The sequence below is a fragment of the Psychrobacter sp. ENNN9_III genome, from assembly GCF_001462175.1.
In the GTDB taxonomy this organism is placed as follows: Bacteria; Pseudomonadota; Gammaproteobacteria; order Pseudomonadales; family Moraxellaceae; genus Psychrobacter.
In genome coordinates this window covers 12,828-31,133 of the sequence record NZ_LNUO01000027.1, presented here as the reverse complement: position 1 = coordinate 31,133, position 18,306 = coordinate 12,828, and the positions used below count along the sequence as shown (strand labels likewise).

Genomic DNA, 18,306 nt, shown 5'->3' with positions numbered 1-18,306 from the left:
GTTTTCTACTGATAAATCCATCATACAGATAGCTATGCTAATGTACACTTTGTCAATCTACAAAGTGTTTGGGCGGCTAGTATAACATTATTAGATTATAAATTTATGCAATAAGTTATTTATCTCACAGTATAAACAAAAAAAAGCCACCTAATAGGTAGCTTTTTTTGTAACTATATAATTTAGAACTTAACTAATTGGCTATATATTATTGAATAACCATGTCTTTAGTTTGTTCAACAGTCATAGTTTTGTCACCAGTGATGATGGCATATACACGACGGTTCATTGCACGACCTTCTTCAGTATCGTTTGGTGCGATTGGACGGTCATAACCGTAACCAACTGTTGATAGACGGTTTGGAGCGATACCGAATTCGTTAGTCAACATAGATTTCACAGCAACGGCACGAGCTTCAGATAGACGTTGGTTGTAACGTGCTGAAGGACCAGTTTTAGAAGCATGACCTTCTACGCGAGCGCTAGAGTTAGGGTACTCACGCATCTTCTCTGCTACTTTAGCGATTTCAGTTTTGTACTGGTCTTTGATAGCTGATTTGTCGTTATCAAAGAATACACGTAGCTCCATTTTTAGCTCATCAGTAATATCTACTGCTACTGGGCAACCACGCTCATCAACTACGACGTTCATAGGAGTGCCTGGGCATTCGTCGATGCTATCAGGTACACCATCACCATCTGAATCAACGTCTTGCTCGACCACTACTACTGGTGGAACAGATACTTCTGGCTCAACTTGTGGTGGTACTGCTACTGTTGGCGATAGATGGCCACCAAGTACAACTTCTAGACCGGCCAATGCCATGCCTTCCCACCAGTTGTTATCAAAGTTGTGAATCGCACGAGCTTCACCACGTAGGCTTAGCGCGTCGTTGATGCGATACATAGCACCTAGACCTAGGTTACCGATAGTATCTTTTGATGATGATACTTCAGTACCAGCTGGTATATCTTCACCATCAACAGTTACTTGTTGGCCATTAGGCGCAACACCAGCAATTGTCTCTTGGTTTTCTACTTCGATTTTAGATTGACCAGCACCAACTAGTACATATGGTTTGAACGCGCTATCAGTATAACCAGTAAATTCTTCAGTACCGATCAAGAAGTTACCAGAAATCATCGTTTGTTCGACGTCAAACCGGTTAACACCAGCATCTGCAGAATCTTCAGATGCTTCACCATTAGCGTTTGATACGCCATACTCTACTTGGAACTGGGTAGAAGGAGTCAGTTCGATACCTAGAGCAGCACCAGTATACAAGCTGCTTTCTTTGGCTACACCACCATTAGGTACGTTGCCACCACGGCCATCTATAGAGTTACCGTTGGCATCAAAATATAGATCTTTACCAGTACGTAAGATTTCACGCTGCTCATCGTGCGCTTCGTCAGTATAGTGATAACCTAGTAATAGCGGGCTAATAGTAACGCCAGCATTAGCTGCTAAAGGTGCAGCTGCTACGGCAACCAGAGCTAGAGCAATTTTATTCAATTTCATGGACTTCCTCCAAAGGATGATTTGAGTGATGCATTAAGCAAAACCGCTTCCTAAGATGTAATAAAAGTAGACATCTTTTACGAATGCATAATTATACAACAAAACTAATTAGGAAGTAGCTTATCGACTATCTATTAAGTTTACAACTTTTTTCGTTAGGCAGCTACACATTATTACACGATAGTGTTGCAACACAAACACAATAGCCTGCTTGTTTTACTAAGAACTAACATACGTTGCAATTTTAGTCTTTTGAATGTTAATTCGCAATAGAAGTAGAGTAAATTCTACTTATTGTCTGCGGTTAGTTTAATACAATCGAATTTTTTTCTCTATTATAAAAGGTTAGTCTTCACTAATTGAAACAAATTTTGACAATCGTACTATAATTCGTATATATTAAATAGTAAACATTATTCTAGTACGGATATTTGTTATTTCAAGCTAATCTGAAATGACATATTAAAGATATTATTGTTAAAATTTTGTGAATTTAAAAGTCGCAGGTATTTTTAAGAGTTAACGTCTTGTATATAAAAAGGTATCAACGTAAGACCTAATTTAAACGTATGAAGCTGATGAAATTAACTTATATAATTCAATCCATGGTATAGGCGATGACTATATATGATTAAGCTACGTCATACGATATTGAACGTTCACAAAGTAACAAACTCTACTCTGTTTTATCTACGTCTCACTAAACCTTTAAAAATCGAGAGCTTTTTAAAACCTTATAAACAAAGGGGATTTAATCTTGTAGAGCTTATAGTAACAGTAGCAATTCTAGCTATTATCGCAACAATTGCAGCACCAGCGATCGTAGATCAACTAGCAAGTATGGAAGCCAAACGTATCAAGAATCAATTAGAGAGCACTTTAAAAATAGCAAAAGCTGAAAGTTTTATTCGACGGCAGAATTTATTAGTATGTTTATCTGATGCAGGAGGACGCTGTAATAAGAATAGCGATAAAAACCTTTTGTTATTTGTTGATAAAAATAATAATAAAGTTTTTGATACCAGTACGGATTATTTACTTAGTAAGCAGAGCTTAAATCCTAAATATGGCACACTACATTTACGTGCTGGGAAACGGCATTATGTTAAATTTTATGGTGATACAGGCAAACCGCGAGGACACTTTGGTCACATAAAATACTGTCCAAGCCCGACCTATAGTCAGGCTATGTATCAGATTTCTTTTAATCAAAATGGTAATATCACATACAAACCTAATGATAGACACCCTACTGGTTGTGTATAAATGCATTATTTATTGTAGCAATATTATTAGAGGCGCTATTAGCTTAGACTCAATCTAAAAAGTCATTTATGCATTGCTGTTTTCATCATAACCACTGCTTGCGACAAGCCGACAAATACAGCGTCAGCAATCAAGGCGTGTCCAATATTGAGCTCATAAATACCATCGATTTGAGCAATAGCGTTTACATTATCACGAGTTAGGCCATGGCCTGCGTTAATAAGCAACTTGTTATCTAGATTTTTTGCGATGGTCACAGCTTGTTTAATACGCTCTAATTCGGACTTTTGCGCCTCAATATTCCCAGCCAGACCTAACTCAGCATAAGTACCAGTATGTAACTCAATAGCATCAGCGTTACAGGCAACTGCAGCGGCAATCTGCTCCTCATCTGGATCTATAAATAAAGAAACGTTAATTCCTTTTGCTTGTAAGTCTTGGATATAGGGTTTTAAATGACTGATCTGCCCTGCTACATCCAAACCACCTTCGGTCGTTAGCTCCGCACGCTTTTCAGGCACTAAGCAAACCCAATATGGCTTAACTTTATGAGCAATAGATAACATCTCAGACGTTGCCGCCATCTCTAAATTTAGTCTGGTCGTCAACTGTTCTGCTATCTCATAGACGTCTGAGTCTTGAATATGACGACGATCTTCACGCAAATGTATAGTGATACCATCTGCTCCCGCCTCCTCACACAATAGCACTGCTTCTAAAGGACTAGGGTAGCCAACCCCGCGTGCTTGACGTAAGGTTGCAATATGATCAACGTTAACACCGAGTAAAGGTGTTTTTACTGTACTTTTCGATGAATGCTGTAAAGATGTGGTCATAAGAAATCCTTTTGATAACGAGACCCGATATAATATATAGATAATGACGCTACAGTAGCATTGGCTTAAATATTTTTTAAACGACCATACTTCTTACGACTATGCTTTGACTAAAGGTTGACGCTATCATTGGTAACGTTGCTGCTGCTGCCATAGTAAACGGCTCTGTAACGGCTGATAATCAAGCAGGTGGTCAATCAGATGTTTATGAAGCCGTGACCAATTGCTCAATGTGGGCTCAGATATTCCTAGACGTGCCATGTCGATAATATCGGCGCCAGTAAAAAGTGTTTGTAACGAATTAATCGTCGTTTTATCAGGTTGATTAGTAGCGACAAAACCTACATCAGATAAAAACCGATAATCAGTATCAGGTTCGATAGGCGCTAATACATTGTCATGGGCTAGCGTCAAAGAAAAGCCCAATTCTTGAAACAAGTGAGACTCAAACTGACGTAAGCATAATCTAAGTGCAGTTGCGGTCAATGGCTGCTTTAACTGCATCAAGCTGTCTTGGTAATGCTGCCATAATACGGGCATTGGATCTTCGCTGGGCAATAGCTTCCACAGTATCTCGTTCAAATACAAAGCTGCATACTGCTGCTGACCGCTTATTTGCTGGTAACGTGTTGGCTCAGTGGTTATAGCATCTTTTGTAAAACTATCTTCTGCCGGCAATAAACCAATCTGACTAAAGGTCTTTAGATCCCGCTTACCTGTCGCAAACAGTTGGAGCGGCTCGAATAAAGGCGCACCTTTTTTGCCAATACCGTGCACTACGCCATGTTGCCAAGAGAACAAATAGTAAAGTGCCCGTTTTTCTTGATAAGGACGCTGATGTAATAAATACCCTGTTAACGCTTCATTACGCATCGTCTATTACCTCAGCACTATACATAGGCTAAATATTTATTTTAAATTAATAACCTAGACTGGTGAGCGCGCGTTCATCATCTGACCAACCACGCTTGACTTTTACCCATAAAGTTAGCATGACCTTTTTGCCAAATAATTGCTCCATATCTTTGCGTGCATCTATTCCAACTTGCTTGATACGTTGACCTTTTTCACCAATTACAATAGCTTTTTGTCCATTACGCTCTACATATATTGTGGCATCAATGAAAGTACAGGCTTTACGTGGACGACCAGTTTTGGGATCTGTATGAGCCGCTTCATCTTTGAATTCATCAATTTGTACAGTGAGATCATAAGGTACTTCATCACCTGCACTACGCATGATTTTTTCGCGAATGATTTCACTGGCCAAGAAACGCTCTGAGCGATCGGTAATCTGTTCAGTGTCATAAATAGGTGTGGCATTCGGTAGATGCGACGCGATTACCTCTTCAAGACGATTTAAGTTTTGGTTCTTTAAAGCCGAAACGGGTACGATATCAGCAAAGTCAAAACTCTCATTAAACGTTTCAATCAATGGGAGCAACGTGCCTTTATCTTTCAACGTATCTGCTTTATTGATGACCAACACGACCGTCAAATCAGTTTCGCCAAGCTTTTGTAGCGTCAACAAGTCATCTTCACGCCACTGGTCTGAGTCGACCACAAACAATACTAAGTCCACATCTACCAATGCTGATACGGCCGCTTTATTCATACGCTCGTTAATAGCACGTACTTCATTATGATGAATACCTGGTGTATCTACAAACACTGCCTGCATCTCATTGGTACTCAAAATACCATGTATGCGATGGCGCGTTGTTTGTGGCTTACGGGAAGTAATTGATAGCTTTTGACCCAGCAGATGATTCATCAGAGTCGACTTACCAACGTTTGGACGACCGACAATCGCTACATAACCTGCTTTAAAGTCGTTAGCAACACCATTGTTACTACTTGGCGCAAAAAACCCATCAATCGCAGCATTGTTTTCAAGAGCAATGCTATTATCATGTTCGTCAGCATCACTACTATCGTGCGGCTGAACAGCTGTTAATGACTCACCTATTTTTCTTGTTTCTTGCATATCTTCAACGTTTTCTACAGTATCATTTTGATTGGTATCAGTGTTTTGTGTCATATCATGGGTATTATTTTTGGGAGTTAATGGCAAGTCGTTATGATTGCTCATAAGGTAATCCTGTGGGGTTTTGATAATAATCTTAGCAGCACATTTTATATACTGATCGTGCCAACTAAGCTTATTTTGATTTAAAGGTATTTGAAGATTTATATCATCTATTAAAACATGAAAGATGGAAATTTTTTATCAATGTCTTAGCGCTTATATGAATCAAATATAGCGTAAAGCTAAAACTATCAACGTTTTTTAAATACACCAGGTAGCTTATGTAACTGATTAATCATTAATTCAGCTGCTTTTTGCTCTGCAATACGGCGACTCTCTCCAGATTCAGTAATATCAGGACAGTTGTTAATATTGACCTGACAGCGTACTACAAATATCTGATAAGGGGCATTGCCTCGTGTTTCAACCAACTCGTAATGAGGCAAATCAAACTGTTTAGATTGTAGCCATTCTTGCAAACGGCTTTTGGCATCTTTGAGAGCTTTTTGGTCGTTGACGTTATCAATAAGATCACCATACCAGGCCAATACGCAATGACGAGTAACTTCCATATCTTGGCTATCTAAATAAATAGCGCCAATTAATGACTCTACGGCATCGGCCAATATCGAGGCGCGGTTACGGCCGCCACCTTTACGTTCACCAACTCCTAGAATCAGATGATTGGATAGATCTAAATTTTGCGCAATAGTCACCAATGATTCTTGACGTACCAACGTGGCACGCATACGCGTCAGGCGTCCTTCGTTTTGATTTGGATAACGATGGTATAAAGCCTCACCAATAATCATACCAAGCAGCGCATCCCCCAAAAACTCTAAACGTTCGTAATTTTTTTTGCTATCAAACGAGCGATGCGTTAAAGCCAAATTCGGCAAACTCAAATCATTGAACTCGTAGCCTAATTTGCGAGTCAATACTGCCAGACGCTGAACAAAATCTGAGCCTTTAGGTAAAGTCTCCATAGTTGCGCTATTTTTTTTGGCGGTAGGCAGCGCTTTGTATGATTGTGAAGTTGATTTCATGCGTGGCTTTTGGTTATCCTTTAATGTTGGTAATTCATACGGTTAAATAGTTGGTAGAGTAGCTGTATAAAACCTATTAAACGCTTATCAACAGTCTATGTTTTGCTAATCGTTGCAGATCAGTTATTACAAATGGTGAATGCTTTTTAATTGGTTAACTTCCATCTACTATAAATGATAAAACAGCTACTTATGTAGATATTTACTCTACTGAAGCGGCGTTTATCTCACCTTCAAAACGATTAACGATATCAACGTTACCAAAGAAATTACTGGTTTTATCATAATCCTTATAGATAGCAAGCTGACCTGGTTGTTTATTGGTAAAAGTAAATACCTCTTCAGCAGTCGTGTCATAATCAGCATTGATAGACAGTTGACGATTGACACGTTCAACGAACTGTTTTGCAGTCTCGCCATTATTATTGGCTTCTTTTAGCTGAGTACCTAATGTTTTGCTCAGCTGATAGTCTCCAACTTGAGCAGGCATAATGGCAATCACCAACTTGCCAGCAATAACGATAATAATAAGTAATAAAACTATGCTAGTCACACCAGACCCACGTTGCGACGACAACCCTGTTAACTGCTGCGGCATAAATTCTCCTAATGACTCAATATAATATAATTGTATTTCATGCTCTATTGGTGTTTATGTCTTAATGTTCTATAACCATTTTGTGCATCTCTTGCGCGCAACATGGTTGATGAAGTACATACAGTATATATATTAATTTAATTAGGGTTAATATTGATATTAGCACAATAATCAATCAATAGAATAGCGGCTAATCAATTGAACCGTTACGTGCGAAAGTCGGCAGATTAAGCCCAGGTGGTTTATGCATCCAAATATACACAGCTTTACCAGCTAAATTCTCATCAGGTACAAATCCCCAAAACCTGCCATCAGCACTACGGTCACGGTTATCACCCATCACAAAGTACTCATCAGCAGGCACTGTGACGCGCCATTCTGTCCCTGCCGAACTGACCACTTCTGGTGCTTGCTGTTGCAAAAACGGCGCATATTGCGAGCTATTCATACCCGATAGATAGCGCACTAAATGCTTATTCTCACCTTGTGTTTCTTGAAAATACTGAGCTTGCTCTTCTTCTTGTCGGCCCATTTGCGTAGCCTCAGACTCTGTCAATACTTGGCTAGGTGTCACTTGACCAGCAGGATAAAGCTGCGCAGTTAGATCATGATTGGCATCAAAATTTACTGGCTTAGTATCGACTGGTACATCATTGATCGCAAGCTGTCCTTGACTGTAGCTGACAGTATCACCAGGCAAACCGATTACACGCTTTATATAATAAATGCTAGGATTTTCAGGGTAGCGAAATACTATCACATCGCCGTGTTCAGGACTCCCCGTGTCCAATACTTTATTATATGTCAGAGGTAAGCGCACACCATAAGCATACTTATTAACCGCGATAAAATCGCCAGTATATAAAGTTGGCACCATAGACGATGATGGAATATTGAAAGGTTCAATTAAGAACGAGCGTACGACCAAGACCACTGCCAAGACGGGGAAAAAGTCGTAAGCCCAGCGTACCAATAAGCTCTCTTTACCATGCCCACGTGTTTTGCGCTGTTTTAGTGCCAACTTATCTAGTAGCCATATTAGCCCTAGGCCTATCGTTAATGGCACCAAAATCAAATTAAAATCAAAATCCATACTCATTTGCCTATTAAAAAGCTGCTTATCTCACGACTTTAACGATAAGAATAACGATATGCGACGTATTATTTGCAAAAACTTTGCAAGAACAAGGTAAGACAGTTTAAACCATTAACTATCTACTTGCAGTACCGCTAAGAAAGCCTCTTGAGGAATCTCGACGTTACCGACTTGCTTCATACGCTTCTTGCCTGCTTTTTGCTTAGATAACAGCTTTTTCTTACGCGACACGTCCCCACCATAACACTTAGCAAGAACATCTTTACGCATGGCTTTGACCGTACTACGACCAATGATTTGACTACCAATTGCCGCTTGAATGGCCACATCGAACATCTGACGCGGAATCAGCTCTTTCATCTTGGTCACTAACTGATTACCACGGAAACGCGCTTGATCCTGATGTACAATCATCGCTAGGGCATCAACTTTATCACCATTGATCAACACATCAACTTTTACCAGCTTATCCACTTGATAACGCTCAAAGTTATAATCAAGTGATGCAAATCCACGAGAGACTGATTTTAAACGGTCAAAGAAATCCATGACCACCTCGCCCATCGGAATATCAAAGATTATCTGGACTTGCTTGCCCATAAAGCGCATATCAACCTGCACCCCGCGTCGTTCGATGCACAACGTCATAACGTTGCCTAAATAGTCTTGCGGCACTAGAATCTGACAACGGGCAATCGGTTCGCGAAACTCTTCTATATTGTTCGGTTCTGGCAATTTTGAAGGGTTATCGACATAGATTACTTCACCATCTTTCTTCTCAATCTCATAGATAACAGAGGGCGCCGTGGTAATTAAATCCAAGTCATATTCACGCTCTAGACGTTCTTGGATAATCTCCATGTGCAGCATACCCAAGAAGCCGCAGCGAAAGCCAAAGCCTAACGCATCAGAGGTATCAGGTTCAAAAAATAGTGAGGCATCATTAATTTGTAGCTTTTGTAGTGCTTCACGGAATTTTTCAAAATCATTGGCATCGACAGGAAACATACCTGCATATACTTGCGGGGTCACTTGCTTAAAGCCTGGAATGCGATCAACGTCTGGCGTCTTGGCATGGGTGATCGTATCACCGACAGGAGCACCTGCAATATCTTTAATACCCGCGATAATAAAGCCTACTTCCCCAGCTTCCAAAATACCTGTATCGACAGGCTTAGGCGTAAATACACCAATAGAGCTAACCGGATGTGCCTCTTTGGTCGATTTGATATAAATCTTATCGCCTTTTTTTACTGTGCCTTCGCGCACACGCACCAAAGAGACCACACCTAAATAACTATCAAACCAAGAGTCGATAATCAAGGCTTGCAGCGGCGCTTCGCGGTCACCCGTTGGTGCAGGAATAACTTCAACTAAGGTTTCTAGTAGTTTGTCGACACCAAGCCCTGATTTGGCAGACACACGCGGCGCATCAATGGCTTCAATACCAATGATATCTTCAATTTCTTGAATGACACGCTCAGGCTCAACTTGCGGTAGGTCAATCTTGTTTAAAACTGCCATTACCTCCAAACCTTGATCAACTGCGGTATAACAATTGGCAACGGACTGCGCTTCTACGCCCTGCGCGGCATCTACCACCAGCAATGCACCTTCACAAGCGGCTAATGAGCGAGAAACTTCGTATGAAAAATCGACGTGTCCAGGCGTATCAATAAAGTTGAGCTGATAGCGTTCACCATTTGGATGGTCATAGAACAGGGTTACTGATTGTGCTTTGATGGTAATACCACGCTCACGCTCGATATCCATGGAATCAAGTACTTGTGCTTGCATTTCACGATCTTGCAATGCACCGCACATTTGAATAAATCGATCGGCAAGCGTTGATTTGCCATGATCAATGTGGGCAATGATAGAAAAGTTACGAATATTGGCTAATGCAGTCACAAAGCGCCTACTAAATAAAAGGTGATTGGATAACCGTTATTGAACAACAATACGTGAACAATAGTAAAAAACGGACGGTTATTAGATATTAATTATGGTAAAAATATTGCAAAAAAGAGTTAATAACAAAGATTAGTGTGGTCAGTGATACTAGCCAAAGCGTGTTTAGTTAAACTGAATTAATAACATTAATTATTAAAAACAAGACGAACGACGCTTACTGATGTACACAGACATATGAGCGTATTCTAGCAGTTTTCCACTGTAAAGTAAGAAGATTTTGTTAGTAGCGATTTGGTTAAAAGTTGAAATCAACGACTGATTAGCGTTGACCGTTGTATCAGCCATAAGATTTAAGGTTTATGGCTTTCGGTAATTGGCTATGAATCATGGCATCAAACACATTGGCCACTATGTTTAAGACATTATTTGGCCGTGTCAGATACTATGTCCGTGGTCACTGGCCGCTGCAAATATTTATACATCCACGGCGACTTACCATAGAACGCCCCATTGATCTGTGTCTGTTCAATCAAATACTCACGAAACCTTAAATAAAACTCATTGTCTGGATGTTTAGGCTGCTGCCAAAATTGTGCGAGCGTCTTAGGATCTGTCAGCTTAGGAGTATCATAGATAGCGCGTCCCATAACCTTGGTGGGCTTTTTATGATATACCGATTGTAGACCCGTCGTACTATTTATAGTGACCATACCAATACTGTGCTTCATGAGCGTTGGTAGGTGCATATCACAACCATAGAATACTCTAGATTTAACTTGATAGCGAGCTGCTAAGCTTGCTACCAATTCGCGATAATCACGATGACCTCGATCTAAGGGATGATGCTTGAATACGAGCATCTGCTTTGTGTCAGCATGGTCTGCAAAGCTTACAATGACCTCGTCTATAAACTGCACGACATCACGATAACCACTATGATGAGTGATTTGCGAGTCATTATGCACTTGCAAGCTGACCAAAAAATAGTTGTTATCTACTTGAGTGACGAGATGGTTTTGTAGTTTTTTATCTGGTAGATATCCGCGCAATTTACGCCAAGGCGCTTTTAACCATGCGATTGCTTCTTGCCATGCAGTCATTCCGCGATAGTGTGAATAGTGCGGATAACGCGACTTGTATAGACGAGTAACGACATAATAAACGATAGCAGCAACACTTAATCGATAAAAGCGATTGTGCGTATATAACGGTTTATCATTGGCTTTTTTGAGCGCTTTAATATCAGCAATGTTTAAGCGTGAGTAACCATTGATACCATGCTCTTGTAAGGTAATATAATCGGGGCGTAAGTAACCTTCTTCAAAGACAAAAAAGGATATGCCTAGCTTCTCACTCAAGCAGGCAGCTTGCGTATGATGCGGGCGACAATCACCAAAGCAGACAATCGCATCAATGCTGTGCTCTTCAATAAAAGCTTGTAACCAAGAGGAAAACTGACCCAAAGTCCCCACATAATCATGAGCGTTGGGATGACGATAAAAAAACGCGTCACCAGCATTAAAGTTAATTTTACTTACTTGTATATCTTGAGTTTGCAAGAATGTTGCAAAACGGTTGAAAAACCCGCCCATCTTTCCTTGTAGCAGCAAGACGTGTCGATGAGTAAGCAATTGATGCATCGAAGCTGCCATAAGAGTATGTACCGTCGGTTAGAAAGTTAAAAAGTAGCGATAAACAGATAAAGCAATCATGTAATAACTGCTAAATTGTACACAAATTATACCGAAAAAAACATAATTGTCGTAATAGTTTTATTTTAGGCTTACTGGTTTTTTTGATGTAGATGCTGTTGCCATTGATGACGCTGTTGCATAAAGCGCGTAGCAGTATGGCGTTTAAACTGATTAGTGAGCTTTGATAACGTAGATAACTTTACTGGTAAAATAGTGTTTGTTTGAGCCACACTGTCATATGATTTATTTTGAGACACTTGTTGATTTTGGTGCTTAGCAGGATATAAGTAATCAACCACTTGCTCTACTTGTGCAAGTCCGTAACCCTCAGGTAAGCGATATAGTGGATATCGTATGAGTGCGCAGTACAGTAGTTGTTCAAGCGATAATTCTGTATCCCGCTTTCGCCTCTGTAGATAATTCGCTTTTGGTGATAACTGCGCATCTATATCGGTCGTCAAGCCCCACCCTGCATAAAACGGCAAACCGTAACAAGTCACTTTTAGCCCCCGCAACAGTGCTTCAAAGCCAGTCAATGAGCTAATCGTATGTACCTCATCGACGCACTCTAAACAATCAGGCATCGCTGTATCATAGGCAACTGCTTGTACTTTTGCTAAGCATTCCTTGTCAACTTTGCCTGCTCGTAGACCAGCTTCTACATCTGGATGCAGTTTATAAATTAGATAGGCATCAGGATTGTCTTGTCTGACACGCTCAATCAGACCTCGATTGGTCTTAATAGTCGAGCCGCAATACTGCACTGACAGATCATCTTCTACTTGCCCAATGATAAGGAGACGTGGTTTACCAGATACCTTTGCATCCTGCATCCATTGCATTTTTTGATCAATAATGCTGGTTTTATCAGTAGCATTAACTTCAGCACTAACTTCCGTACCAACGTTATATTTGCTTACTCGCTGAGTCAGTAGTTTGGTTTGCAGCCTTTGTACTCGTGCATGTTGCTGTGGTGTCAAGGTATCACAGTTGCGTAATAAGGTTTCTAAATCTGAGGGCTGAGTGGCATCATAATAAATACCTTGTTTGTCTATTACTACCGATAACGGTGCGAGTAATGTTGCACCCAGACCATTTGAGCGAATAAAACCATCTTCCATACAATAAATAGCTGGCATATCTGATCTTGGCGGTTTTGTAAGTTTACTCTGTAGTCGTTTATGGACTTGTTGACGTTTAGCTAAGCCCCATACCAATAAAGGCTGGTTATAATCAACTTTAAAATGATCTGGATGTAGCAAGTTTTTTAGACGCGGTTTTGGTTTGACAAACAATGTCGTACGCGGCAGATTGGTAAAGGCTTTAACGAAAGGCAGTTTCCAACGGCTAAACTCATATACCGTCAAATTACCTTCAAGACGCGATTGCCAATGGCGATTGGTTACCAACCAAGTAATCGCCGTATCAATATCACATGCCTGCCTCGTGGCTGGATCGACATAGCGACTATAATCAATATAGGCACTATAAAATAACGTCTCTAACGTTGCTGTTGAGGTTTGGCGGCGCTTTTTAACTGCTTTTAGCAATCGTTTTGGTGCGCCGCTGTCATCAGTGAGCCCCCAACCGCTATACCAATTCACCCCAAAGCAATGTACAGCCTTGCCTAGCATTAACCCCTCAAACCCCATATGCGAGCTGACTGTATAGACATGATCTACCTGTACCAGTAGCGCAATTGGATTGAGTGCTTGCGTTAATAGACGAACATTTTTAGGTAGCTTGAGACGGGTCAGGTAACCTGACTTGGCCGCAGGATGCGCTTTAATCCATATATAGGCATCAGGATGATTGCGACAGGCAGTCCTTAGCATACGTTTAAACTGACCCTTACTTGCACCAGCGCCTTTGATAGAAGCATCGCCAGCGACTTGATCAATTAAGAGTACATGCGACTTTACCGAGTCTTCTTTTAGATTGGTGTTTTCTTCAGTAACCAATTTGTCTAATGAGGGACAAGTAATCACAGCATTATATTTACTCAACTGTTTATCGCAAATATATGTCATTAACTGGCGAGCATGGACTTTATTTAAAATATTACTATCAGAGTTAGCGTATTCTTTAGCGCATGCAACGATTAATTGCTCAAGGCGTGAGCTTTGCGTTAAATCGAAGTAGATACCGATGTCATCAACAACCACGCTCAGTCCATGACGACTACTAATACCAGAATCTAGAGAGCGTAAAAAGCCATCCTCAATACTTAAAGTTGTTAGTTGTTGACGATTAGCAATCTTTTTGGCTCGTCGATAGCTTTTTTTGTGCCCCCAACCGATAAAGGCGCCGGGCGTTTGAATGGTCGAATTAAAACGCTGCTGCACGCTTGACCATGGATACCAGCGCTGAACATCAGCTTGTAATATTTGAGATAACAGTACATTGTTACGACGCATGCCTTTGCCAATGACTGCCAAATTATTGGGCAATCGACGTTGAGTTGATAACAAACGTAGCGCATTATTAGAGGGAGAAGTTAAGGTCATCTTGCCTTCATGTGCCACGCTTTTTGCCATCTCTAATATCCTTGTCAACTATTTATGTCTTAACTTATATATCAAGCATTATATAGTTATAAGTCTAAAATAACTTTAGCCGCGACTGCCAATTGATAAACAATTTGTGATATTCCGCGGGTAATTTCGACGCGCTTGGTTTTGACCTTTGGTAAGACCATAATCTCATCACCCTGCTGGATACGATAAGCGGTATTGACCACTTCGTTCGCGCCATTTTGATGAATCACTAAGATTTCTTTAGTATCCGCATTGTCTCCAAAACCACCTGAATTGGCAATATAATCACCAGCGGTAAAGTCCGGATTAAAGGTGAGCGCGCCTTGTGAACGTACTTGACCATTAACAGTAATCACTGATGTTTGCGCAGGTATTTCAATGACATCGCCTTGCTGAAGGATGATATCCTGCCAAGAGTTTGGTACAACTACTATCTGACCGTCAGGTCTCACAGTACGTGCCTTGGCCACAAACTGCTTGACCAAATTGGCATCGTCTTGGCGTAGCGCTGCCTCCTCACGCGTCGTTGATTGAGTGGCAAGCGTTAATTCTTCTAAGCGATCAAGTGACTCATTAATCATGCGTTTTTGCTGTTCGGCCACCGACTCACGGTAAATAGTCAAGTGCGTAAGCTTCGCTAATGGACTTGGTTGTAACTGCGGAATGATATCTTTTAGACGAGCGCCATAAGGTACGACCATAGCGCCATTACCAGTATGAGCACCTTTTACTTGTACCGCGATAGTGCCTGCATAGCGGTCTGAGGTAACGACCATTTGATCACCATTATAGACAGGTACATTTTGTGCGTCGGCAAGCGAGTAATATTCTGCCGTTTGTGCGCGTCCTGCACTGCGAGTGATGCTGACGTTGGTTGCATTGGCAGCTGGGTTCGCAACTTGTAATACGTCACCAATGGTCAAGTCATTGACATCAAATTCAAAAGTATATTCGTTCTGAACCTGTCCGCTCACAGCGAAAGTTTTTTTCTGCGGCGCAGCCGTGATCACATCCCCATCGCGAAAAGAAAACGGTTGCAGCTTACCTGCTAATAAAAAATCATATAAATTGACTTGCTGTAATAGCTGACCATTACGTTTGATTTGAATATCAATATAACTACCGCGTGTAGGATCAATACCGCCTGCCCGATCTAAATATGAGAGCACTGAGTCCGCTGCAAGCCCGCCATAATAACCTGGTTGTTTAACAAAGCCTGTGACAAACACTTTAACAGGCTGGGCTTGCTCTAATGAAGCATAAACACCGACGTTTGAGCGATAAATACGGTTGACAGCACTTTTGACGACGTTCTGTAGGTTGCCATTTTGTACACCAGATACCCGTACTGGACCCACGTTGGGTAGGAATATATTGCCTTGCGGATCAACAGTCATAGTCGATGCAAACTGATAAGCACCCCACATACGTACTTGTACATTATCACCAGGATTGATGACGTAGCTGTCATTAAAGGTAGAGCCTGATGTGGTAGAAAACGCACCGCGAAACAATTGCTCACCGAACATCAGATCTTGCGTATTGATGTCTTGATAAGGACGCGTGGTATTAATGACTGATTGACTTGGTAAACTGGCGGCATTGACTGCCTCTTGCGTCGTAGCCTGACCAGGAACACCGCCTGCGAATGCTTGAGTCGAGACATTGATATTATTACGGTTTTGATCTTGACTAGTATTATTGGCACTGGTCCCAAAGCTAGACCCCGCTATTTGATCCGCATAACTGGTTGCGGCCAATGCTGGAAGACTAGTAGCAGCCATCGTTAAACTGATCACTTTAATCATCATCACGATTGGGCGTGGTTTCATGTTCATGAGCGGTATTCCTTTGCTGATCTGTCGATCATTGCTGATATCTGCTTATACAAGCCAAGTTTATCAAATCGTTTACGGTTATTAAGTATTTTAAGCTTCTAACAACTTGTAGTACTAATAACCAGTTGTTTCTTTTTAACCACCAATGCCAAACTAGCTACGATGATCACGTATGACTGCCATGACTAACCGCACAAAGCCGTAAAGCATCAGTAATAATGCCAGTGATGTCCAGATAATGTAAGCACGGCGCGGATATAACGCATCTTCAGCCTCGTAAGGGGCGGAGATGACGATCAGGTTTTTCATCTTTTTAAAAGCTTCTAAACGTGCTTTTTCAAGCGATGATAGCGATAGCTTATAAAGTTCGGTCGCAAAATCGACGTCTGCTTTAATCGTCTCAAACTGTACTGCTTGACGATTTAGTTTGGTCGTACTTGGCGAGGTCAGCTTAGTTTGTTCTTGACTGATTTGTTCCTCTACCGCTCTAATCTGACTTCTTAATGACACCACTTGCGGAGCGTCAGGATTCAAGTAGCTAAGCAACTGCCGCTCTTCGGTGCGTAGTGAGCTTAACTGCGCTTGTAAACTACCAATCAGTTGATTCACTATCTGCGCATTGGCTTGCGGATCGTAGATCTCGTTAGTATTTTGATAAGTGAGTAGCTGCTCTTTGGCTTCATTTAAGCGATCTTGTGACTCCTCCAGTTGGGTTTCGGCAAACACCAGCTGATCGCGCGCGACTTCTTGCGAGATACGGTTGACGAACTGCTCAGACTCACCCAAAATGGCTTTATTGAGCTCATGAGCATAATCAGAATCAAAAGCTTCTGTCGAGACACTAAGTATGTAACTTTGTTCATCTAGGTCAATATGAACGCGCTTTTTGAAGTACTCAAGCAATTCTTCTTGTGACGCTTCAGGGTCTATCTCATAGATAGGGTCTGAGCCATCGACATAATAAGCTTCCCGAAATTGAAACTTATTATCAAGACGTTTGATCATGTCATTGGACAAGATATACTCGGTCAGATAAGTAGCATCTTCTTTACTTGTGCTATTAACACCAAGCAGCGCTGACAAACCACCGCCAGAAGGTACGCTTGCATCGCTAACTTGCTTGACCACTACGTCAGCTGTGGAGATAAATCGCGGATGTGCAAGCGTCATGACATAAAAAATCACCAGCACCCAAGGCAGGATTACCAAGCCGATAAACAGCGAGAAGTTAACTATCTTACTTTTTTGATTTGTGTACATGCTTTTCATAAACTTCAATCGCTTCTTTTGTATCTTCAAATACGTGGGCTGTTTGATCCATTAACACAATACCCATATCGCAGTTACGCTCAATATCTTTGATATTATGTGACACTATTAAAAACCCTGCTTGTGCTCGGCGAGCTGCTAATATAGCTTCGCTACGCCTACGAAAAGCAGCATCACCAACCGCGCCCGCTTCATCGAGCATGTAATAATCAAAATCAAAAGCTAGACTTAAACCAAAAGTTAGGCGTGACTTCATCCCTGATGAGTAGCTTTTGACTGGCATATCAAAATAGTTACCGATATCAGCAAACTCTTCGACAAAGCGAATCTTTTCATCGATGTATGGACCACTTGAATATAAACGACAGACAAAACGGACGTTTTGACGTCCAGTCAAACTGCCTTGGAAGCCACCTGCGACGCCGACTGGCCATGAAATCGTTGAGTCAGTAATAATCTCACCGTGATCAGGCTCATCAAGACCGCAAATAATACGCAATAGCGTCGATTTACCAGCGCCATTACGACCAAGCAGCCCGACGTTTTGCTTGTCAGCGATGGTCAGATTTAAATCTTTAAACAAATAGTGCCGACCTTTCTTGGTCATAAATGACTTAGAGATATTTTTGACTTCAATCATCTACTCACCCTTTCATCTAAC

General features: G+C 41.2%; 14 protein-coding genes. 1 reads left to right on the top strand and 13 read right to left on the bottom strand.

All coding sequences use genetic code 11. The annotated features are described in order from the left end of the window. Window positions 1–208 precede the first annotated feature (208 nt). Window positions 209–1,522, bottom strand: coding sequence for an OmpA family protein (locus PENNN9_RS02345; RefSeq protein WP_058368152.1), 1,314 nt, complete (start codon window positions 1,520–1,522; stop codon window positions 209–211). A 627-nt stretch (window positions 1,523–2,149) separates the two neighbouring features. Here PENNN9_RS02345 and PENNN9_RS02340 point away from each other — a divergent pair. Further along, window positions 2,150–2,788: a GspH/FimT family pseudopilin gene (locus PENNN9_RS02340; protein WP_082637957.1), complete on the top strand. Its 639-nt coding sequence runs from the start codon at window positions 2,150–2,152 to the stop codon at window positions 2,786–2,788. Between the two features lie 62 nt (window positions 2,789–2,850). On the opposite strand, the gene PENNN9_RS02335 is transcribed toward PENNN9_RS02340, so the two are convergent. The 12 genes from PENNN9_RS02335 to PENNN9_RS02280 all read right to left on the bottom strand — a co-directional run bounded on the left by PENNN9_RS02335 (window position 2,851) and on the right by PENNN9_RS02280 (window position 18,285). Continuing rightward, on the bottom strand, window positions 2,851–3,624 hold the full coding sequence (locus PENNN9_RS02335) for a pyridoxine 5'-phosphate synthase (protein WP_058368151.1): 774 nt from the start codon (window positions 3,622–3,624) through the stop codon (window positions 2,851–2,853). Window positions 3,625–3,750: 126 nt separating this feature from the next. After that, entirely contained in the window at window positions 3,751–4,497 is a 747-nt protein-coding gene (gene recO, locus PENNN9_RS02330) for a DNA repair protein RecO (protein ID WP_058368150.1), read from the bottom strand. A 46-nt stretch (window positions 4,498–4,543) separates the two neighbouring features. Beyond that, complete coding sequence (gene era / locus PENNN9_RS02325; RefSeq protein WP_227511698.1) at window positions 4,544–5,716, bottom strand: GTPase Era; 1,173 nt, start codon at window positions 5,714–5,716, stop codon at window positions 4,544–4,546. Window positions 5,717–5,904: 188 nt separating this feature from the next. Beyond that, on the bottom strand, window positions 5,905–6,699 hold the full coding sequence (rnc, locus tag PENNN9_RS02320) for a ribonuclease III (RefSeq protein WP_058368149.1): 795 nt from the start codon (window positions 6,697–6,699) through the stop codon (window positions 5,905–5,907). A gap of 202 nt (window positions 6,700–6,901) precedes the next feature. Continuing rightward, entirely contained in the window at window positions 6,902–7,297 is a 396-nt protein-coding gene (locus PENNN9_RS02315; RefSeq protein ID WP_058368148.1) for a DUF4845 domain-containing protein, read from the bottom strand. A 190-nt stretch (window positions 7,298–7,487) separates the two neighbouring features. Beyond that, entirely contained in the window at window positions 7,488–8,390 is a 903-nt protein-coding gene (gene lepB, locus PENNN9_RS02310) for a signal peptidase I (RefSeq protein WP_058368147.1), read from the bottom strand. Between the two features lie 114 nt (window positions 8,391–8,504). Continuing rightward, window positions 8,505–10,304 (bottom strand): translation elongation factor 4, encoded by a 1,800-nt coding sequence (lepA, locus tag PENNN9_RS02305; protein WP_058368146.1) that lies wholly within the window; start codon window positions 10,302–10,304, stop codon window positions 8,505–8,507. A gap of 425 nt (window positions 10,305–10,729) precedes the next feature. Beyond that, window positions 10,730–11,959 carry a capsule biosynthesis protein gene (locus PENNN9_RS02300; RefSeq protein WP_058368145.1) on the bottom strand — a complete coding sequence of 410 codons (1,230 nt, stop codon included), beginning with the start codon at window positions 11,957–11,959 and terminating at the stop codon, window positions 10,730–10,732. Window positions 11,960–12,090: 131 nt separating this feature from the next. Next, window positions 12,091–14,538, bottom strand: coding sequence for a capsular polysaccharide biosynthesis protein (locus tag PENNN9_RS02295; protein WP_058368144.1), 2,448 nt, complete (start codon window positions 14,536–14,538; stop codon window positions 12,091–12,093). 56 nt (window positions 14,539–14,594) lie between these two features. Beyond that, window positions 14,595–16,376, bottom strand: a complete 1,782-nt coding sequence (locus tag PENNN9_RS02290; protein WP_058368143.1) for a polysaccharide biosynthesis/export family protein — start codon at window positions 16,374–16,376, stop codon at window positions 14,595–14,597. Window positions 16,377–16,529: 153 nt separating this feature from the next. Continuing rightward, window positions 16,530–17,636, bottom strand: a complete 1,107-nt coding sequence (locus PENNN9_RS02285; protein WP_227511697.1) for a capsule biosynthesis protein — start codon at window positions 17,634–17,636, stop codon at window positions 16,530–16,532. Next, entirely contained in the window at window positions 17,614–18,285 is a 672-nt protein-coding gene (locus tag PENNN9_RS02280) for an ABC transporter ATP-binding protein (protein WP_058368141.1), read from the bottom strand. Before PENNN9_RS02280 ends, PENNN9_RS02285 begins: the two co-directional genes overlap by 23 nt. Between the last annotated feature and the right edge of the window lie 21 nt (window positions 18,286–18,306).